Origin of the sequence: Alteromonas macleodii ATCC 27126 (assembly GCF_000172635.2) — a bacterium.
Lineage (GTDB): Bacteria > Pseudomonadota > Gammaproteobacteria > Enterobacterales > Alteromonadaceae > Alteromonas > Alteromonas macleodii.
Map to the genome: position 1 here is coordinate 306435 of NC_018632.1, position 20717 is coordinate 327151.

The window sequence follows — 20717 nt, forward strand, 5'->3', positions numbered from 1 at the left end:
ACTATGATAACCCTACGCCTTAGTTTGATGATGTTCCTCCAGTTCTTCATTTGGGGAGGCTGGTTTGTAACATTAGGCACGTATCTATCAAATACCCTGTCTGCCAACGGTGGACAAATCGGCATGGCTTTCTCAACCCAAAGTTGGGGCGCCATCATTGCCCCCTTTATTGTGGGCCTTATTGCTGACCGGTTCTTTAATGCAGAAAAGATCCTCGGCTTACTACATATTGTTGGCGCCGTGCTTATGTACTGTATGTACCAAGCGAATGATTTTGCCAGCTTTTACCCTTATGTGTTGGCATACATGATTGCATACATGCCTACGCTTGCATTGGTTAACTCAGTGTCATTCGGACAAATGGTCGACCCGTCAAAAGAGTTCGGAAAAGTTCGTGTGTGGGGCACTATCGGCTGGATTGTGGCTGGCCTTATGATTAGCTATGTCTTCTCATGGGATTCTGCACAGTCTATTGCCGATGGTATGCTCAAAAACACGTTCTTATTGTGCAGCGTTGCCTCGCTAATGTTGGGCATATTCAGTTTTACACTGCCAAACACGCCACCTCAATCTAGCGGTAAAGCGGTAACTATTCGCGACATTCTTGGCTTGGACGCGTTGGCACTGTTAAAAGACAAAAACTTCTTTGTATTCTTTCTTTCATCTGTACTTATTTGTATTCCGCTGGCGTTTTACTACCAGAATGCAAACCCTTTCCTTACTGAAATAGGCGTTGAAAATGCAACGGGCAAAATGACACTAGGTCAAGTTTCCGAAGTGTTGTTCATGTTGGCTCTGCCAGTATTTTTGAACCGTTTCGGCATTAAAGCCACGTTAGTGATAGGTATGGCGGCGTGGGTAGTACGTTATGCACTGTTCGCATTCGGAAACGCTGACGAAGGCTTGTTCATGCTTATTGTTGGTATTGCACTGCACGGTATTTGTTACGACTTCTTCTTTGTATCAGGGCAAATCTATACCAATGCAAAGGCGGGAGAAAACGTAAAAAGTGCAGCGCAGGGGCTAATTACCTTAGCGACATATGGCGTAGGTATGCTGGTGGGCTTTGCAGTGGCAGGCGCAATTACCGACACCTACACGATGGAAACCGGTGCGCACAGTTGGCAGCAAGTCTGGTTATTCCCAGCAGGGTTTGCCGCTGTTGTGTTAGTGCTATTCGCCACTCTGTTCAGAAAGGAAAAGGTGAACGCAGATGCATAACATTACCCGCAGAAAATTACTTCAAAGTATGGCTATGACAGGGGCAGGCATTGCCGGAACAGGGTTAGCAGCAGCTGGTTTAGCCACTGCGATGCCTGCTGTAGCGAGTACAAACGGCACGAAAGGTAGCAACACCATGAATACGCCGCTTAAAGGAAATGTAAATCATTCGGTAAGCCGATGGACTTACGGCGATTTAAGCATTGAAGAGTTGTGCCAAACCGTTAAGCAATTAGGATTTGGAGCCATTGACTTGGTAGGCCCTGAAGATTGGCCTGTGCTAAAGCAGTACGGCATCGACTCTTCTATGTGTAACGGCGCCGAGATAAGTCTTGAAGACGGCTTCATTCACAGTGAGCTCCACGACGAACTAGAAGCGCGTTATATAAAGCACATCGATTTGGTCGCTGATGCAGGTTATACAAACCTTATCTGCTTTAGCGGCAATGCCCGAGGCATGTCACGAGAAGATGGACTGGAAAATGCGGTTAAAGGGTTAAAACGCATTTTACCTCATGCTGAAAAACGCAACGTAGTGATTTTCATGGAGCTGTTTAACAGCAAAGTCGACCACCCTGATTACATGGCCGACAATTCTGCATGGGCGATAGAACTTTGCAAACGCCTAGGTTCTAAGCACTTCTCACTGCTTTACGATATCTACCACATGCAAATTAATGAGGGAGATATCATCCGAACTATTCGAGATAACTATCAGTACTTTGGCCATTACCATACGGCCGGCGTACCTGGGCGTCACGAAATAGATGCTTCACAAGAACTCAATTACGAAGCAATTGCTAAAGCCATTGTCGAGACCGGATTTAAAGGCTACTTAGCACAAGAGTTTATACCCACACCGAAAACCAAAGCCAACAGAATAGCGTCGCTACAACAAGCGATCCATATCTGTGATGTGTAACGTGCGAACAGGCACAGCGACGAATTAAGTTTTAAGGACGTGTTATGGCGAGTAACGAATATGATGCAATAGTTATTGGATCTGGTATCAGTGGCGGTTGGGCTGCTAAGGAGCTAACTGAGAAGGGCCTAAAAGTGCTCATGTTAGAACGTGGCCAAAATATCGAGCACATTAAAGATTATAAAAATGCGCACAAAGAAGATTGGGATTTTCCTCACCGAGACTTGCCTACTCAAGCAATGAAAGTGGATTATCCCGTGCTTAAACGCGACTACCCGCTAAATGAAAAAACGTACGGTATGTGGGCAAATGAAAAAGAAAACCCTTATACCGAAGACAAGCGCTTCGACTGGTACAGAGGTTACCACGTAGGTGGACGCTCACTGTTGTGGGGACGCCAAAGCTACCGTTTGAACAAAGAAGATTTCGAAGCCAATGCTAAAGAAGGCATTGCTGTCGACTGGCCTATTCGCTACGACGATTTGGCGCCATGGTATGACTACGTAGAAAAATTCGCGGGTATCAGTGGTAATCGCGATGGCTTAGATGTATTGCCTGATGGTGTATACCAGCCACCAATGCCAATGAATATTGTAGAGGAAAGTGTCGCGGCGCGGGTGAAAAAGGCCTATGAAGGCGCGCGGCACATGGTGCATGGCCGCACTTCAAACATGACACAAAGCAAGCCCGAAGAAGGGCGTGTTCATTGCCAATACCGCAATAAGTGCTGGTTGGGTTGTCCTTTCGGTGGCTACTTCAGTACACAAGCATCTACGCTTCCAGCTGCGGTTAAAACAGGTAACTTAACCCTTCGACCTTTTTCGATAGTAAAAGAGATCTTGTTCGACAAAGACAAGAAACGCGCGACTGGCGTTGAAATTATCGATGCTGAAACCAACGAGACCTATGTATTTAAAAGCAAGATCATCTTTGTAAATGCGTCAGCACTTAACTCGGCGTGGGTACTGATGAATTCTGCCACAGACGTATGGGACGGTGGCTTAGGAAGCAGCAGCGGCGAGTTGGGTCACAACGTTATGGATCACCACTTTAGAGTAGGTGCTTCGGCAGACGTAGAAGGCTTTGACGACAAATATACCTACGGTCGCAGACCGAGTGGCTTCTATGTGCCAAGGTTTAGAAACTGGGGAAGTGATAAGCGAGATTACTTGCGTGGATTTGGTTATCAAGGCGGCGCAAGCCGTTCAGGTTGGCGCAAAGACATAGCTGAACTTGGTATAGGTGCTGGGCTTAAAGATGCGATAACCGAGCCAGGTCCTTGGACAATAGGCATGACAGCGTTTGGCGAAATTCTTCCGTATCACGAGAACAAAGTGTACTTGAATAAAAAAGTCACCGACAAATGGGGCTTACCAGTACTCGCAATGGATGTAGAGATTAAAGAAAACGAGCTTAAGATGCGTAAGGACATGCAGCAAGACGCTATTGAGATGTTTGAAGCGGCTGGCCTTAAAAATGTTCAAGGCTGGGATGCAGACTACGCACCTGGTATGGGCATTCATGAAATGGGTACGGCGCGTATGGGAAGAGACCCCAAAAGCTCAGTACTTAACGCACACAACCAAGTGTGGGATGCACCGAACGTATTCGTAACCGATGGCGCAGCAATGACATCAGGCAGTTGTGTTAACCCTTCACTGACCTATATGGCACTAACGGCAAGAGCCGCAGACTTTGCCGTAGAAGAGTTAAAGCGAGGAAATCTATAATGGAACGCAGAGAACTACTTAAACTCATCGCAACTGCTACAGGCACAGCATTGTTCGCAGGTAATGTACTTGCCTACACAGATGTGCCCGCTGTACCGCTTAGCGACACATTATTTAATGAAAAAGATGTGGCCTTGCTGAATGAAATGGGTGAGGTGATCATTCCTCAAACTGACACGCCTGGAGCAAAAGCAGCCAACGTTGGCGCGACAATGGCTGTGTTGGTAACCGATTGCTACACACCTTTACTTCAAAAGACCTTTCTCGATGGCATTAAGAAAATATCTTCGTTAAGTCAAAGTCGTTTCAACAAGCAATTTGTTCAGCTTACCAAGCAAGAACGAGAGGCTTTATTTAACGACCTGGATGTAGAAGCAAAAGCAGCGAATCTTGCTAACGGTGTTTATCAAGGTGTTGAAACAGGAAAGCCAAGTCAGTGGGAGCCAGGCACCGATGAGCCTACCCCTCACTACTTTACGCTACTAAAACAGCTAACACTTTATTGCTTTTTCACGTCTCAAGTTGGCGCGACTAAAGTACTTCGATATGTGGCTATTCCTGGACGTTACGACGGTGCATTCCCTTATAAAAAGGGCGACAAAGCGTGGGCAACCTAAACCTGCGCTATCGAGCAGCCAAACACAACACAGTTATACAACGGATAAAACAAGGTACTGACACTATGAATAAAACACTCGTCGCTTCAACTGTGGCTTTGCTTATGCCACTTTCTGCATGCGCAACGACAGATGCAGATACTGAAAAAAGCGAATCGCGTTTAACCCGAGAACAACAGGCCGCTAAAACGGAAGTTTGGGAACCTGTTCCTGAAGTGGTTTCTTTTGATAAGGCAGGCGTGCCCTCTGATGCCATCTCTTTAATTCGTGATGACTTATCTAACTGGACTTCAGTAAAGAAAGGTGATGCTAAGTGGACGCTGGAAAACGGTGTTCTAACAGTGAAGCCGGGAACAGGCGATATCAAAACGAAAGCAGAGTTCTGTGATGTTCAGTTGCACGTAGAGTGGAAAGCGCCACAGCCAGAAGCAGGTATGGAAGGACAACAGCGCAATAATAGTGGTATCTTCCTGCAGCAGCGATATGAAATTCAAGTCTTAGACTCATATCAGAATAAGACCTATCCAAATGGACAAGCGGCAAGCGTATATAAGCAAACTATTCCTTTAGTTAACGCTATGAAGGCGCCTGGCGAATGGCAAACTTACGACATCATATATAAAGCGCCTACCTTTAACGGTGAAGCGCTAGCAACGAAAGGTTATGTTACGGTAATACATAACGGCGTAGTGGTTCAGAACCATACTGAAATTCAAGGGACAACAGAATGGATCGGTGCACCTAAGTACAAAGCTCACGGATGCGCACCGCTTCAACTGCAAGATCACGGCAACTTAGTAAGCTTTAAGAATATGTGGGTAAGACCACTTTAAAAAGCTAGCCGATAGATATCTTCAATCTCTTCAATACTCAATTGCTTGGGGTTGTTGCGAAGAAGGCGAGTTACTTTACTCGCCTCTTCTGCTAATTCACCTACACAAGAAGGCGGAATATTGAAGTGGGTGAGCGAAGCGGGAATATCTACATCGCGACACAGTTTTTCTATAGCAACTAATAACAGTTTAATTGCTTCCTCTTTTGAGTGATGGCACTCACATACCTTTAATAGCTTTGCTACACAATAAAGTTTGTCTTGGCAGAACGGCGCATTTACTTTCAACACATGAGGTAGCATTACCGCGTTACTCATGCCATGTGATAAATGAAAGCGCCCGCCTAGTGGATAAGCTAAGGCATGTACTGCACCCACGCCCGCGTTTCCAAACGCAAGACCGGCCATTAAACTGCCGGTGGCCATATCTTCACGTGCTGCTAAGTTCTCACCATTGTTATAAGCGTGAAGTAATGAATTAAAGATAAGCTTCAGTGCTTTCTCTGCTAATGCGTCGGTAATTGGGCTGGCATTTACACTTATATAAGCTTCAAGCGCGTGAACGAATGCGTCTATACCGCTCGCTGCTGTAATGGACGGGGGGCAGGTTTTTGTCATCTCCGGTGCAACAATCGCAACATCGGGTAGCAAGCAGTGGCTAACAATTCCTTTTTTCATCTGTGCTATCGGATCTGACAAGATAGCAATATTGGTAACTTCTGAACCTGTACCGGCAGTAGTGGGGATAACAATAAGAGGCAAACGCCGTTTTGAAAGCGTATTTTCACCGAAGAGTTCACTGAGGGAGCCAGTATGATCGTATGTAGCTGCAAGTACTTTTGCACTATCAATAGCGCTACCTCCACCAAGAGCAATAATTCCGTCTACTTGCTTCTCACGAAGTATCGCTAACTTATCTTCTGTGATATTCACTTCAGGCTCTGGTGGAATGTCATCAATAATAAGTAAGGGTGAAGAGGGTAATAGTGTGAGTAGTTGATCAAGAAGACCAGATGAAGAAACGCCCTTGTCAGTAACGATGGCACATTCCTTTATGGATAATCTCGCCATTTCATCCGTGAGGGCTTTAATAGCGCCAAGACCCGTTATGAGTTTTCCAGCGGTTTTAAATTCAGAAACCTTCATGCAAACCCCTCAATAATCCACGTACACGTTCAAATACTGTTCTATTAATTTATAGTACACAGCGTGACTTACCAATTAACTAACCTTATAGTGGCAGCCATAGCGATACGGTACCACCTGACTCCATTCCGAACTCAGAAGTGAAACGTATTAGCGCCGATGGTAGTGTGGGGCTTCCCCATGTGAGAGTAGGACACTGCCAGGTCGGAAAAACTGGTAACAATCTAGAAAACTGGATATCAATTCAATCAGTGAGTAACTGTCTTTTCACTCTACTTGCGGCTCATTTTTCAGAGCTTAGCTTGTCTACAACACTCAGAAGCCTAAAGCTTCTTGGGCGTTGTTTAAGTGTTAAGTGACGAAGCGTATACGGTGGATGCCTTGGCAGTTAGAGGCGATGAAGGACGTGTAAGTCTGCGAAAAGCTGTGGTGAGCCGACAAAATGCATTTGAGCCACAGATGTCCGAATGGGGAAACCCACCTGTTTACAGGTATCGTTAACTGAATACATAGGTTAACGAGGCAAACGAGGGGAACTGAAACATCTAAGTACCCTTAGGAAAAGAAATCAACCGAGATTCCCCTAGTAGCGGCGAGCGAACGGGGAGCAGCCCTTAAGCTGTTTAGAATTTAGTGGAATCCTTTGGGAAGAGGAGCGATACAAGGTGATAGCCCTGTACACGACGGATTCTTTACAGTGAAATCGAGTAGGTCGGGACACGTGTTATCTTGACTGAATATGGGGGGACCATCCTCCAAGGCTAAATACTCCTAACTGACCGATAGTGAACCAGTACCGTGAGGGAAAGGCGAAAAGAACCCCTGTGAGGGGAGTGAAATAGAACCTGAAACCGTATACGTACAAGCAGTGGGAGCCACTTCGTGTGGTGACTGCGTACCTTTTGTATAATGGGTCAGCGACTTATATTTAGTAGCAAGGTTAAGTGAATAACGGAGCCGTAGCGAAAGCGAGTGTTAACTGCGCGTTTAGTTGCTAGGTATAGACCCGAAACCCGGTGATCTAGCCATGAGCAGGTTGAAGGTTGAGTAACATCAACTGGAGGACCGAACCCACTAACGTTGAAAAGTTAGGGGATGACTTGTGGCTGGGGGTGAAAGGCCAATCAAACCGGGAGATAGCTGGTTCTCCCCGAAATCTATTTAGGTAGAGCCTCGGACGAATTCCATTGGGGGTAGAGCACTGTTAAGGCTAGGGGGTCATCCCGACTTACCAACCCTTTGCAAACTCCGAATACCAATGAGAACTATCCGGGAGACACACGGCGGGTGCTAACGTCCGTCGTGGAGAGGGAAACAACCCAGACCGCCAGCTAAGGTCCCAAAATATTGCTAAGTGGGAAACGATGTGGGAAGGCATAGACAGCTAGGAGGTTGGCTTAGAAGCAGCCACCCTTTAAAGAAAGCGTAATAGCTCACTAGTCGAGTCGGCCTGCGCGGAAGATGTAACGGGGCTAAGCAATATACCGAAGCTGCGGCAGCATGTTTACATGCTGGGTAGGGGAGCGTTGTGTAAGTGGATGAAGGTGAGTTGTAAAGCTTGCTGGACATATCACAAGTGCGAATGCTGACATGAGTAACGATAATGGGAGTGAAAAACTCCCACGCCGGAAGACCAAGGTTTCCTGTCCCATGCTAATCAGGGCAGGGTAAGTCGGCCCCTAAGGCGAGGCAGAAATGCGTAGTCGATGGGAAACGGGTTAATATTCCCGTACTTATATAATCAGTGATGGAGGGACGGAGAAGGCTAGGCAAGCTTGGCGTTGGTTGTCCAAGTGAAAGTGAGTAGGCTGGAATTTTAGGTAAATCCGGAATTCTAAGGCCGAGACACGAGACGAGCTCCCAAGGGAGTGAAGTTGTTGATGCCCTGCTTCCAGGAAAAGCTTCTAAACTTATGATTATATGAACCGTACCCCAAACCGACACAGGTGGTCAGGTAGAGAATACTAAGGCGCTTGAGAGAACTCGGGTGAAGGAACTCGGCAAAATTGTACCGTAACTTCGGGAGAAGGTACGCCTCTGTTTGTGAACACTTCGCGTGGTAAGCAAATGGAGGCCGCAGTGACCAGGTGGCTGGGACTGTTTATTAAAAACACAGCACTCTGCAAACTCGTAAGAGGACGTATAGGGTGTGACACCTGCCCGGTGCCGGAAGGTTAATTGATGGGGTTAGTTTTCGGACGAAGCTCTTGATCGAAGCCCCGGTAAACGGCGGCCGTAACTATAACGGTCCTAAGGTAGCGAAATTCCTTGTCGGGTAAGTTCCGACCTGCACGAATGGTGTAACCATGGCCACGCTGTCTCCACCCGAGACTCAGTGAAATTGAAATCGCAGTGAAGATGCTGTGTACCCGCACCTAGACGGAAAGACCCCGTGAACCTTTACTACAGCTTGGCACTGAACATTGAACCTACATGTGTAGGATAGGTGGGAGGCTTTGAAGCACAGTCGCTAGATTGTGTGGAGCCGTCCTTGAAATACCACCCTTGTATGTTTGATGTTCTAACATTGTTCCCTTATCGGGAATGTGGACAGTGTCTGGTGGGTAGTTTGACTGGGGCGGTCTCCTCCCAAATAGTAACGGAGGAGCACGAAGGTTAGCTAATCACGGTCGGACATCGTGAGGTTAGTGCAATGGCATAAGCTAGCTTAACTGCGAGACAGACACGTCGAGCAGGTACGAAAGTAGGTCATAGTGATCCGGTGGTTCTGTATGGAAGGGCCATCGCTCAACGGATAAAAGGTACTCCGGGGATAACAGGCTGATACCGCCCAAGAGTTCATATCGACGGCGGTGTTTGGCACCTCGATGTCGGCTCATCACATCCTGGGGCTGAAGTCGGTCCCAAGGGTATGGCTGTTCGCCATTTAAAGTGGTACGCGAGCTGGGTTTAGAACGTCGTGAGACAGTTCGGTCCCTATCTGGTGTGGGCGTTGGATGATTGATGGGAGCTGCTCCTAGTACGAGAGGACCGGAGTGGACGAACCGCTGGTGTTCGGGTTGTCATGCCAATGGCATTGCCCGGTAGCTATGTTCGGAACGGATAACCGCTGAAAGCATCTAAGCGGGAAGCCGGCCCAAAGATGAGTCATCCCTGACCTTTAAGGTCTGGAAGGGTTGTTATAGACGATGACGTTGATAGGCAGGGTGTGGAAGCGTTGTAAGGCGTTAAGCTAACCTGTACTAATTGCCCGAGAGGCTTAACCATACGAAGCGTATATTAAACAAGACTATCTGTGTAGGCACTGCATCAAGGCGTCTTTCGACGTAATGGTAAGGGGCGTCTTTCGACGTAATGGTAAGGAGAGTTTGATCATGGCTCAGATTGAACGCTGGCGGCAGGCCTAACACATGCAAGTCGAACGGTAACATTTCTAGCTTGCTAGAAGATGACGAGTGGCGGACGGGTGAGTAATGCTTGGGAACTTGCCTTTGCGAGGGGGATAACAGTTGGAAACGACTGCTAATACCGCATAATGTCTTCGGACCAAACGGGGCTTCGGCTCCGGCGCAAAGAGAGGCCCAAGTGAGATTAGCTAGTTGGTAAGGTAACGGCTTACCAAGGCGACGATCTCTAGCTGTTCTGAGAGGAAGATCAGCCACACTGGGACTGAGACACGGCCCAGACTCCTACGGGAGGCAGCAGTGGGGAATATTGCACAATGGGGGAAACCCTGATGCAGCCATGCCGCGTGTGTGAAGAAGGCCTTCGGGTTGTAAAGCACTTTCAGTTGTGAGGAAAAGTTAGTAGTTAATACCTGCTAGCCGTGACGTTAACAACAGAAGAAGCACCGGCTAACTCCGTGCCAGCAGCCGCGGTAATACGGAGGGTGCGAGCGTTAATCGGAATTACTGGGCGTAAAGCGCACGCAGGCGGTTTGTTAAGCTAGATGTGAAAGCCCTGGGCTCAACCTGGGATGGTCATTTAGAACTGGCAGACTAGAGTCTTGGAGAGGGGAGTGGAATTCCAGGTGTAGCGGTGAAATGCGTAGATATCTGGAGGAACATCAGTGGCGAAGGCGACTCCCTGGCCAAAGACTGACGCTCATGTGCGAAAGTGTGGGTAGCGAACAGGATTAGATACCCTGGTAGTCCACACCGTAAACGCTGTCTACTAGCTGTGTGTGCCTTTAAGGCGTGCGTAGCGAAGCTAACGCGCTAAGTAGACCGCCTGGGGAGTACGGCCGCAAGGTTAAAACTCAAATGAATTGACGGGGGCCCGCACAAGCGGTGGAGCATGTGGTTTAATTCGATGCAACGCGAAGAACCTTACCTACACTTGACATGCTGAGAAGTTACTAGAGATAGTTTCGTGCCTTCGGGAACTCAGACACAGGTGCTGCATGGCTGTCGTCAGCTCGTGTCGTGAGATGTTGGGTTAAGTCCCGCAACGAGCGCAACCCTTGTCCTTAGTTGCCAGCCTTAAGTTGGGCACTCTAAGGAGACTGCCGGTGACAAACCGGAGGAAGGTGGGGACGACGTCAAGTCATCATGGCCCTTACGTGTAGGGCTACACACGTGCTACAATGGCATTTACAGAGGGAAGCGAGACAGTGATGTGGAGCGGACCCCTTAAAGAATGTCGTAGTCCGGATTGGAGTCTGCAACTCGACTCCATGAAGTCGGAATCGCTAGTAATCGCAGGTCAGAATACTGCGGTGAATACGTTCCCGGGCCTTGTACACACCGCCCGTCACACCATGGGAGTGGGATGCAAAAGAAGTAGTTAGTCTAACCTTCGGGAGGACGATTACCACTTTGTGTTTCATGACTGGGGTGAAGTCGTAACAAGGTAACCCTAGGGGAACCTGGGGTTGGATCACCTAAATATATCGAAATATGAATCGTCGTTGTGACACTCTTAACGAGTGCCCACACAGATTGTCTTGTCTAAATTTTTAAAGAACATTCACTAGAAGCCGTTGCTTCTTAGTGACTCACCCTGTTCGAGTGAGGTGCGCATTATACGCTGGAAGTTTTCGCTGTCAACACTTTTTGAAAATTTATTTTCTGAAGCGCTTCTTCTAAACTCCCGTCTTTACTGGCCTATAAAGGTAGTAGAGACTTACTTCAGGAGGCTTGCTGTTTTGCTTTTCCCCCGAAGCGGATGCGCATTTTAGGGAAATGAGCGCTCACGTCGACAAGTATTTTAAAAAAATCCTTATTTTTCGATCGTTTGCATAAACAATGTGCAATACGTTCATTAAGAAGAACCCGCCTAACGGCGGGTTTTTTGCGTTTGGAAGAAAGAAAAATAATGGGGTCAGAGTACATTAATCCCACTTCCCCCAGCAAAACCTCAATATTGGGGTCAGAGTACTTTATTGCTCAGGTTACCAGAACCGAGTCAAAGTACCCATGCCCTCCAGCGCCGTTAAATCAGAGTACTTTTATGAACAAACGAATTTAACTATGCGTGATTTCATAACTGTGAGGGAGAAACTCTCAAATTCGCCAGCGTACCTTATTAGAAAAATGTACTCTGACCCCATTATTTTTGTGTTGTCAGTATTTGTAGACATTCTTATTCGATAAAAGCCTTAATAGATCTGACTTACTTTTAGCAAAGTGAGCGTTTTTTGGTAAACTCTGTCGAGTATTTTTCTAGTCGAAGTAAATAGGACAAAATGGCCGTATTCGGTACAGTATTCATGCCACAAATGGCACTTGCTACCTTTGTCAACGATAAGTGGACTGACACCGAATTTGTCAGTGCAGATAGTATTCAGCTGCACCCTGGTGCACACGTGCTTCATTACTCAAGTACATGCTTTGAAGGATTGAAAGCATTTAAGCACGAAGATGGCAGCATCAACATTTTTAGAATGGATAAGAATATTGAGCGCTTTGCTCAAAGTAGCCGTCTACTTAACTTGCCTGAAATAGACAAAGCGCAAGTCGAAAAGATGATCATCGATATTGTTGCAAAATATGCCTCTGAGGTTCCAGAGCCTCCAGGTTCTATGTATATCCGCCCTACGCATATCGGCACAGAAGCGTCTATCGGTAAAGCGGCAGCGCCATCAGCAAGTTCTATGCTATACGTCCTGTTATCGCCGGTTGGTGATTACTTTGCTGGCGGTTTGAAGCCACTTCGCTTGTTGCTTGACGAAACAGGCATGCGCTGTGCGCCGCACATGGGAATGGTAAAAAGCGGTGGTAACTACGCCAGTGCGTTGCCTCCTATTCTTAAAGCGCGTGCAGAAGTTCAGGCTGATCAAATTCTGTTTTGCCCTAATGGCGATGTACAAGAAACCGGAGCTGCTAACTTCCTGCTTATCGATGGTGATGAAATCATTACCAAAGGGTTAGATTCTAGCTTCCTACACGGTGTGACCCGAGCAACGATTCTTCAAATTGCCAAAGACCACGGCATGAAAGTGAGCGAGCGTGATATTACTGTAGACGAACTACTAGAGCGTTCAGCCAAACCGAACACTGAAGCAGCACTGTCTGGTACAGCGGCTGTACTTACGCCGGTAGGTACTTTTATTCACAATGATAAAGAGTATCAGGTGGGTAACGGAGAAGCTGGCCCAGTAACGATGAAGCTAAGACAAGCGTTAAATGATATCCAATGGGGTAAGGCTGAAGACACTCACAATTGGTTGGTGAAAGTGCCAAACTAGTCTAATCAGACACCCATTAAAAAAGCCTGCGAACGCAGGCTTTTTCGTATCTAAAAAGGCACTCGATTACTTCGCTTTGCCTTGCTTAGCGACTGCATCCATCATTGCTTTGATAGCGTCAGCATCGCCAAGATATTCTTTAGAGATTGGTTTAAGGTTTTCATCTAGTTCGTATACTAGCGGTACACCTGTAGGAATGTTTAGACCCAACACTTCTTCGTCTGACATACCATCAAGGTACTTAACAAGAGCACGAAGACTGTTGCCGTGCGCAGCAATAATTACGCGCTTGCCTGCTTGGATGTCTGGACGAATAACGTCGTGCCAGTATGGTAGTACACGTTCGATAGTTAGTTTTAGACTTTCACCACGTGGCAAGATGTCAGCATCTACATTGTTGTAACGCGGATCGTGACCTGGGAAGTGCTCGCTATCATCTTCAACGGCCGGAGGTGGGATGTCGAAGCTACGACGCCAGATTTTAACCTGTTCTTCACCATGCTTAGCGGCAGTCTCTGCTTTGTCTAGACCTGTTAACGCACCGTAGTGACGCTCGTTCAGACGCCAGTGACGCTCAACTGGAAGGTAGTGCTGACCCATTTCTTCAAGTGCAATATTAAGTGTTTTAATTGCGCGAAGAAGTACAGACGTATAAGCCTGATCAAATGTAAATCCAGCATCTTTAAGAAGCTGACCTGCGGTCTTTGCTTGTGCTACACCAGTGTCGGTCAAGTCAACGTCGTGCCAGCCTGTGAAACGGTTTTCCAAGTTCCACTGACTTTCTCCATGACGAATAAGTACCAATTTATACATAGTTGGGTTACCTGCGGCGTTAGAGTGAAATAGTCTGAGATAATTCCAGAAATTGGACGTTCAGACGTATATTTAAAAATCTGCTGTTATCATCCTTGATTGGCGCTTAAAAATCCAGTTTATGCTGGTACAAAATCGCAGGTAAGACGTGTGTTTATCACTATAACTTGGGAATTATTATATAAAACGGGTAAGGTCTGGATGAGCAACTTTTATCCACTCTTGCATCGATGGCTCTTCAATAAAGCTAAAGTCTTCGAAGTCGAAGCCAGGTGCTACTGTACAACCGACAAGGGAGTAATCACCCATCGTTGCGGCTGCCTGAAAATTCCCTGCTTTAACAACTTCTACATAGTCAGTGCTTTGCCCACCAATGCGACGTTCCCACAACTGTTGTTTTTCAAGTTGAAACAGTTGTAGTGGAGCCCCTTCGTAGTGATTCCACACTTCATCATGTAACACGCGATGAAAACGACTAACTTGTCCCTTTAATAGAAGAAAATAAATATGAGTAAGCGCGGGTCGACTAGCATTGTGCACAAACGATTTAGTTTCGTTTTCAGAACGGAAAACTTGACGATAGAAACCTCCCTCGGGGTGAGGTGCAAGGTTGTACTTCTTAACTAGCGGGTGTGTCATGATAACTTCGTTATTATTTTTATTGCTTACTACTAATGCTTGTATATCTCAAAGCTTTCCTAAGCATGTATTAAGACATTTAATGTTTAACCTTCTTTTAAGCATACCGTTTGGTGCGTTATAAGAAAACAGAAATGTTGCATATTTGTAAACCATCTTAATCAGCAAGTACTCTGTGCATACGCGAAGTTTTCTTACCAATTAGCCTCAATATATAATGTGTCAAGCTTACTTACCAATAAGCGCTATCTGCCCTAGTCAGCTTTTTCCAACTGTTACAGCGCTTCTCCATAATCCATCTGTTTAAACCAATAATGAGAAATAGCTAAAAAAGCGATGCCATTACTAATAGTAGGTGAACTTTTTTTCATGTTTAGGCCGTACAAATTGGAAAATAAGGCGACTAAAAACAAGTTGCTCGTTTCTTGCGTTGGCAAAATTGAAACGTACACAATATTCACGAACAGGCAAAGAAGGATGGTGAGCGTATGACATATAAGTCTTTTTCGCAGCTTGAAGTAAACGGCAAAAACTTCAAGGCGGTTAATTTTGACGGTATAGGCAGTAAATATGCGCTCGACAGGCTTCCGTTTTGTATCAAAATTCTTTTGGAAAACCTGATTCGTCATGAAGACCAAGAGTTTGTTAACAGCAACGATATTGAGCAAGTAGCAAAGTGGGACACAGATAATCACGTTGATCACGAAGTGTCTTTTGTTCCCGCACGCGTCATCCTCCAAGATTTTACGGGTGTGCCTGCTATTGTTGATTTAGCAGCCATGCGCGATGCGGTTAATCGTTTAGGTGGCGACGCTCAGGCGATTAATCCCCTCAATCCAGTAGAGCTGGTTATTGACCACTCAGTAATGGTAGATCATTTTGCTGAAGACGATGCGCTTGAAAAGAATACCGACATTGAAATTCAGCGAAATAGAGAGCGTTATCAATTTCTAAAATGGGGTCAGTCTAGCTTTGACAATTTCAAAGTGGTTCCCCCTGGTCGCGGTATCGTGCATCAGGTTAACCTAGAGTATCTTGCTCGTTGCGCGTTTACTAAGGAACAGGATGGGGAAACGTTGGTTTACCCAGATACCCTAGTAGGAACAGATTCGCATACCACTATGATTAATGGCCTTGGCGTACTTGGCTGGGGTGTGGGAGGCATTGAAGCAGAAGCGGCGATGCTGGGTCAACCAGTAACAATGTTATTACCAAAAGTGGTTGGCTTCAGGCTTTCGGGTAAGTTGCCTGCTGGCGTAACTGCCACCGACATGGTGCTAACTATCACACAACAACTACGTGAACATGGCGTTGTTGGAAAGTTTGTAGAATTCTATGGACCGGGTCTTAAGCATCTTACTACGGCAGACCGCGCCACCATCGCAAACATGGCGCCTGAATATGGTGCTACTTGCGGTATTTTCCCTATTGATGATGTTGCGCTAGATTACCTGCGACTCACCGGCCGAGACGAAGATCAAATTGCCCTTGTAGAGGAATATGCGAAATTCAGCCACCTATGGCACGACGACCACTCAAAAGATGCCCAGTATCATGAGACCCTGGAACTTAACTTAGATGAAGTGGTTCCTTCACTTGCTGGACCTAAGCGTCCTCAAGATAGAATTGCCCTCGATAATGCAGCAGAGGCATTTAGAGAGTGGCATCGTTCGCAAATTGACGTGAAAGTACTTGATGAAGAAACCGATCTCATCGCAGAAGCGGGGTTAGGTACAACAGACGAGGTGGACGAAGAACACGACTCGTTCGTGGAGTTCAGAGGAAGCAAGTTCAACCTTGAAGATGGCGCTATTGTAATAGCTGCTATCACCAGCTGTACTAATACGTCAAATCCATCAGTACTCGTTGGCGCAGGCTTACTTGCGAAGAGAGCAGCAGAAAAAGGGCTAACTCGTAAGCCGTGGGTTAAGACTTCATTAGCACCTGGTTCTCAGGTTGTTACTCAGTATCTAGAAGATGCAGGTCTTATGGACCCACTTGAAGCACTAGGCTTTAACTTGGTTGGCTACGGCTGTACTACGTGTATTGGTAACTCTGGACCGCTACCTGATGCCATTACCGACGCCATTAGAAAAGCGAAACTTACGGTTACCTCAGTTTTATCTGGTAACCGCAACTTTGAAGGGCGTATCCATCCTGATGTGGCTGCAAACTACCTTGCATCACCACCACTGGTTGTTGCATACGCGTTGGCTGGGAACATGAATGTAGATATCACTAAAGAGCCGTTGGGGCAGGCGAGTGATGGTTCTCCGGTATATCTAAAAGACATCTGGCCTACCGAAGACGAAATTCAGCAATACATAGCGGAAAACGTCACCGGTGATTTGTTTAAAGAAAAGTATGCAGATGTATTTAAAGGAAGCGGTGAATGGAATGAGCTGCAGGTGAGTAAAACATCGGTCTACGACTGGCCAGAATCAACCTACATTAAGCATCCACCTTTCTTTGAAGTAATGGGTAAAGAGCCAGAGGCTCTAACTGCAATTGAAAACGCACGATGCTTGGTTAAGGTGGGCGATTCGATTACTACCGACCATATTTCTCCAGCCGGCGCCATCGCAGAAGATAGCCCAGCCGGAGAGTACCTGCAGGCCCAAGGGGTCGAGCCTAAAGACTTTAACTCTTATGGATCGCGTCGTGGTAACCACGAGGTTATGATGAGAGGTACGTTTGCTAACGTGCGTCTGCAAAACCAATTAGCACCCGGTACAAGAGGCAGTGCAACCACACACTTCCCAAGTGGCGATAGTATGTCTATTTTCCATGCTGCCATGCGTTACAAAGATGACGGCGTACCAGCCATTGTAATTGGTGGAAAAGAGTACGGTACTGGCTCGAGTCGAGATTGGGCTGCTAAAGGCCCTTCTTTGATGGGGGTGAAAGCAGTACTAGCTGAGAGCTACGAAAGAATTCACCGCTCGAATCTCATTGGAATGGGGATTTTGCCACTTCAATTTAAGTCAGGTGATAGCGCGAGTTCTTTGGAGCTTAAAGGCAATGAGTCTTTTTCTATTAACGCTGTTGAACGTGGGCAGACTGAGGTTGAAGTTAAAGCCGTGTCGGATGAAGGAAAAACAACAACGTTTACGATGGATATCAGAATTGATACATCAAACGAGTTCACTTACTTTGAAAACGGCGGCATTCTGCATTACGTGATAAGAGAATACTTGAAGAAATAGCACGTATAAGGGTAATGGTTAGCGACTTCTCTGTAGTGAGAAGTCGCTATGCCATGTGATGTTAGTAATAGCGTTTTTCGCAGATTACTTCTTTAATATTCGAGCCGATGGCAGCGCGTGTCTCACATCTCAAATCTTGGGCTTGTGCACCGTAAAGAGAGATATATTCTTCTACATAAGGCTCTAAAGCATTGATGTAGTCTTCAGGTAAAGCATTCTTTATCTGTCGGTAAGAACGGTTCCATTCAGCGGTTTTTTGTTCCATAGCAACATTCAACCAGAGCCAGCCTTCTTCATAATTAACGGGCGTCCCCCACCCTTGGAAATACATTTGCGCGAGGTAATATTGGCCTTCTTTATTTCCCATTTTTGCAGAAGCAGTCAGCTTCTCCAGTGCTTTTTCATACTTCTCTGCCTTCAGGGCGTGCAAGCCCAATTCTAAAGTAGATAAATATTCGGATTTCCAAATATGATTCTTAGTATGCGACTGAGCCAACGTAGGGGCTGAAAGTACAACTGAAGATAAAACGGCAGCTATTGCTAATAGATTTTTCATGTAGTATCCCTTCTTTTTGATAAATTTATAACGCAATTCACACTCATAGTGAACCGTCTAAAAGTACAGTATTTGTTTTATGTTACTAAAAATTTTAAGAGTTGAGTGATTAATCTCCACCAATAATTTGGACTTGTGCAAGGTCGGTGTCGCCTTTAAGCACTTTGAAAATTGCGTCTTGAACGAGGGTGCGCATGCCATCAGCAGCAGCCTGAGACTTCATATCGGCGACGCTGGCTTCTTTGTACACCATTGACCGAAGCTCTGGCGTCATACCTAGTAGTTCATGTACCCCTGTTCTACCTTTGTAACCCGTGTTTCCACATTCTTCACAGCCTTTAGCACGGTAAAGCTCTAGTGGCGTCTGAATATTCAGCTCCGCCATGTGCGCATGACCATACTGGCGCTCAATAAAGGCCATATCGGTTTCAGTGGCGATGTACTTTTCTTTGCAGTTACTACATAGCGTTCGAATAAGACGTTGAGCCAGTATACCCACGCAGGCATCGGAGAAGTTCACAGGGTCGAGACCCAAGTCAAGTAAACGGGTAATCGTTTCAGGGGCTGAGTTAGTATGCAGTGTAGACAGTACTAAGTGACCGGTTAACGAGGCTTCAATACCTGCATGCGCGGTTTCTTTATCACGCATCTCACCAATAAGAATAATGTCAGGGTCAGCACGTAAGAATGCGCGCAGGGCAGCAGCAAAGTTGAAGCCAATCTTGGGGCTTACTTGTACCTGTTGTAGGCCGGGTTGCGTGATTTCCACCGGGTCCTCAGCGGTCCAAATCTTCTTTTCAGGCGTGTTTAAATATCCCAATATAGCGTGAAGCGTGGTGGTTTTACCTGAACCCGTTGGCCCAACAACGAGAAGAATGCCGTGAGGCTTCTTAATCATTTCTTCTAAACGCGCACGGTTGTTCGGTGCCAAGTTCATCTTATCAATAGGCATCGCACCGCCAGATGCCAGAATACGCATAACCACACCTTCACCGGCAACCGTAGGAATGGTGGCAACACGAACTTCAACAAGTTGACCATTCATTCTAAACGCGAGTTTGCCATCCTGAGGTACGCGTTTTTCGGCAATGTTCAAATTCGACATTATCTTTATGCGTGCAATAACCGCACTGTGGTGCGAATTAGGCACTTGGTTCATGTCGCGGCACACACCGTCCACGCGCATACGTACACGAGTGGGCGCATTTTTCTCTGGGTCTATATGAATATCTGACGCGTTGAGTCTTTTTGCATCGTGCAGAATACGGCTTACTAAGCGCACCACAGCAGGGGCGTCGTCCGACAGCTCATCGACTTGGTCGTCGTTATCTTCAGTTGATGTACCAATCTCGTCGAGAATATCACTCATCTCGCCGGGGCCACCGCCACCGCTGTTTTCCCCCAAATATTGAAGAATTAAGCTTGGTAGGCTGACAGCTATCTCGTAGCTATCAATACCCATGGCGCTCTCTATTTCCATAAGTAGCGCCGCATTATTAGGTTCAGCCATCAACACGATGGGCTTGTCATGGGCATCGGCAATGACAGCCACATAGTTTCTTTTTAAATAAGAAACATTCAGACGGCTTTCATTTTCGAACCTGTGATACTTATCAGGTAAATAAGGAATAAAAGGCACCTGATAGTGAATAGAAAGCGAGTTGCCAATTTCTTCTTCAGAGATGCGGTGTTCCGACACAAGACGCTGTATAAGAGCGCGAATGTCTGGAGTAGAACTTTGAATATCGTTTAATGTAGCTTCGTCTAATAAGCTTTTGTGGACTAGTAGATCGAAAGGGTTGTTTGTGCCGCCCAGTTCAAATCTGAACTTGTCGCCAAGAATAAGTGCAAGGGCATTGCCTAGCTTTAAATCTTCTTCAGTAAAACCACCACTGACTTTGTTGATGATTTGGATAACACCCATCAACACGCCCGCATTCATTATAGGTACGCATAAAATGTTCTGGGTTTTAAAGTCATTGTCTTTGTCGAACTTGTCGGCGAAGCGCAGGCGAGGGTGAATGCTTTGAAGTAGTGCAGGATTATACGGGTCGTCAATAACCACAGCCTTTTGTGATAGGGCGACATAACCAGCAATCGACATTGGGCTAATTGGCACTTTTATTTCCAGCGTCTCTTTACCCGTTTTAAATCTCGCGACCAAATCTTGATGCTGACGTCGACGTTGAAAAATACTCATACGTTGGGCATCAAACAAACCGAGGATAATTGGCTCTAATAAACCATATGCATCCAGTAACGTGGAATGGTTATTTAGAATGCGTTTTATTTGTGCAAAAGTTTGCTGGTTATTCACTACTTCCATATTCTCACTACTAATAATGTTGGCGCCTAGTCCTTTATGCATTTGGCGTTACAAGTGCCT

12 protein-coding genes and 3 rRNA genes are annotated in these 20717 nt (G+C 46.3%); 10 read left to right on the forward strand and 5 right to left on the reverse strand.

The annotated features are described in order from the left end of the window. Positions 1-3: 3 nt before the first annotated feature. From MASE_RS01325 to MASE_RS01345, 5 genes are all read left to right on the forward strand, one after another. Complete coding sequence (locus tag MASE_RS01325) at positions 4-1221, forward strand: nucleoside permease (RefSeq protein ID WP_014947963.1); 1218 nt, start codon at positions 4-6, stop codon at positions 1219-1221. Next, positions 1214-2143 carry a hydroxypyruvate isomerase family protein gene (locus tag MASE_RS01330; RefSeq protein ID WP_014947964.1) on the forward strand — a complete coding sequence of 310 codons (930 nt, stop codon included), beginning with the start codon at positions 1214-1216 and terminating at the stop codon, positions 2141-2143. Before MASE_RS01325 ends, MASE_RS01330 begins: the two co-directional genes overlap by 8 nt. A gap of 44 nt (positions 2144-2187) precedes the next feature. After that, positions 2188-3873 (forward strand): GMC oxidoreductase, encoded by a 1686-nt coding sequence (locus tag MASE_RS01335; protein ID WP_014947965.1) that lies wholly within the window; start codon positions 2188-2190, stop codon positions 3871-3873. Continuing rightward, positions 3873-4490, forward strand: a complete 618-nt coding sequence (locus tag MASE_RS01340) for a gluconate 2-dehydrogenase subunit 3 family protein (RefSeq protein WP_014947966.1) — start codon at positions 3873-3875, stop codon at positions 4488-4490. The genes MASE_RS01335 and MASE_RS01340 overlap by 1 nt, the downstream gene beginning before the upstream one ends. A gap of 65 nt (positions 4491-4555) precedes the next feature. Continuing rightward, positions 4556-5323 carry a 3-keto-disaccharide hydrolase gene (locus MASE_RS01345; protein WP_014947967.1) on the forward strand — a complete coding sequence of 256 codons (768 nt, stop codon included), beginning with the start codon at positions 4556-4558 and terminating at the stop codon, positions 5321-5323. Here MASE_RS01345 and MASE_RS01350 read toward each other — a convergent pair. After that, positions 5320-6468, reverse strand: coding sequence for an iron-containing alcohol dehydrogenase (locus tag MASE_RS01350; protein ID WP_014947968.1), 1149 nt, complete (start codon positions 6466-6468; stop codon positions 5320-5322). The genes MASE_RS01345 and MASE_RS01350 overlap by 4 nt on opposite strands. Before the next feature lie 89 nt (positions 6469-6557). Here MASE_RS01350 and rrf point away from each other — a divergent pair. From rrf to MASE_RS01370, 4 genes are all read left to right on the forward strand, one after another. Then, positions 6558-6673 (forward strand): 5S ribosomal RNA (gene rrf, locus MASE_RS01355). A 144-nt stretch (positions 6674-6817) separates the two neighbouring features. After that, positions 6818-9696, forward strand: a 23S ribosomal RNA gene (locus tag MASE_RS01360). A gap of 89 nt (positions 9697-9785) precedes the next feature. Then, positions 9786-11318: ribosomal RNA gene (locus MASE_RS01365) — 16S ribosomal RNA — on the forward strand. A 797-nt stretch (positions 11319-12115) separates the two neighbouring features. Continuing rightward, positions 12116-13117, forward strand: coding sequence for a branched-chain amino acid aminotransferase (locus MASE_RS01370; protein ID WP_014947969.1), 1002 nt, complete (start codon positions 12116-12118; stop codon positions 13115-13117). Positions 13118-13183: 66 nt separating this feature from the next. Here MASE_RS01370 and gpmA read toward each other — a convergent pair whose 3' ends face one another. Both gpmA and MASE_RS01380 read right to left on the reverse strand, forming a co-directional pair. Then, a complete protein-coding gene (gpmA, locus tag MASE_RS01375; RefSeq protein WP_014947970.1) occupies positions 13184-13930 on the reverse strand; it encodes a 2,3-diphosphoglycerate-dependent phosphoglycerate mutase in 747 nt (248 codons plus the stop codon). Between the two features lie 177 nt (positions 13931-14107). Next, positions 14108-14569: a cupin domain-containing protein gene (locus MASE_RS01380; RefSeq protein WP_014947971.1), complete on the reverse strand. Its 462-nt coding sequence runs from the start codon at positions 14567-14569 to the stop codon at positions 14108-14110. Positions 14570-15057: 488 nt separating this feature from the next. Between MASE_RS01380 and acnA the strand changes: the two genes are divergently transcribed. Further along, positions 15058-17775: an aconitate hydratase AcnA gene (gene acnA, locus MASE_RS01385; RefSeq protein ID WP_014947972.1), complete on the forward strand. Its 2718-nt coding sequence runs from the start codon at positions 15058-15060 to the stop codon at positions 17773-17775. Between the two features lie 61 nt (positions 17776-17836). Here acnA and MASE_RS01390 read toward each other — a convergent pair whose 3' ends face one another. Then, positions 17837-18331: an SEL1-like repeat protein gene (locus MASE_RS01390; protein ID WP_014947973.1), complete on the reverse strand. Its 495-nt coding sequence runs from the start codon at positions 18329-18331 to the stop codon at positions 17837-17839. A 109-nt stretch (positions 18332-18440) separates the two neighbouring features. Beyond that, positions 18441-20699, reverse strand: a complete 2259-nt coding sequence (locus MASE_RS01395; protein ID WP_014947974.1) for a GspE/PulE family protein — start codon at positions 20697-20699, stop codon at positions 18441-18443. Between the last annotated feature and the right edge of the window lie 18 nt (positions 20700-20717).

What these genes read in the sequence shown, in the direction of transcription:
- MASE_RS01325 (WP_014947963.1), top strand. Translation starts at nt 4, where the DNA reads ATGATAACCCTACGCCTTAGTTTGATGATGTTCCTCCAGTTCTTCATT.
- MASE_RS01330 (WP_014947964.1), top strand. Translation starts at nt 1,214, where the DNA reads ATGCATAACATTACCCGCAGAAAATTACTTCAAAGTATGGCTATGACA.
- MASE_RS01335 (WP_014947965.1), top strand. Translation starts at nt 2,188, where the DNA reads ATGGCGAGTAACGAATATGATGCAATAGTTATTGGATCTGGTATCAGT.
- MASE_RS01340 (WP_014947966.1), top strand. Translation starts at nt 3,873, where the DNA reads ATGGAACGCAGAGAACTACTTAAACTCATCGCAACTGCTACAGGCACA.
- MASE_RS01345 (WP_014947967.1), top strand. Translation starts at nt 4,556, where the DNA reads ATGAATAAAACACTCGTCGCTTCAACTGTGGCTTTGCTTATGCCACTT.
- MASE_RS01350 (WP_014947968.1), bottom strand. Translation starts at nt 6,468, where the DNA reads ATGAAGGTTTCTGAATTTAAAACCGCTGGAAAACTCATAACGGGTCTT.
- MASE_RS01370 (WP_014947969.1), top strand. Translation starts at nt 12,116, where the DNA reads ATGGCCGTATTCGGTACAGTATTCATGCCACAAATGGCACTTGCTACC.
- gpmA (WP_014947970.1), bottom strand. Translation starts at nt 13,930, where the DNA reads ATGTATAAATTGGTACTTATTCGTCATGGAGAAAGTCAGTGGAACTTG.
- MASE_RS01380 (WP_014947971.1), bottom strand. Translation starts at nt 14,569, where the DNA reads ATGACACACCCGCTAGTTAAGAAGTACAACCTTGCACCTCACCCCGAG.
- acnA (WP_014947972.1), top strand. Translation starts at nt 15,058, where the DNA reads ATGACATATAAGTCTTTTTCGCAGCTTGAAGTAAACGGCAAAAACTTC.
- MASE_RS01390 (WP_014947973.1), bottom strand. Translation starts at nt 18,331, where the DNA reads ATGAAAAATCTATTAGCAATAGCTGCCGTTTTATCTTCAGTTGTACTT.
- MASE_RS01395 (WP_014947974.1), bottom strand. Translation starts at nt 20,699, where the DNA reads ATGCATAAAGGACTAGGCGCCAACATTATTAGTAGTGAGAATATGGAA.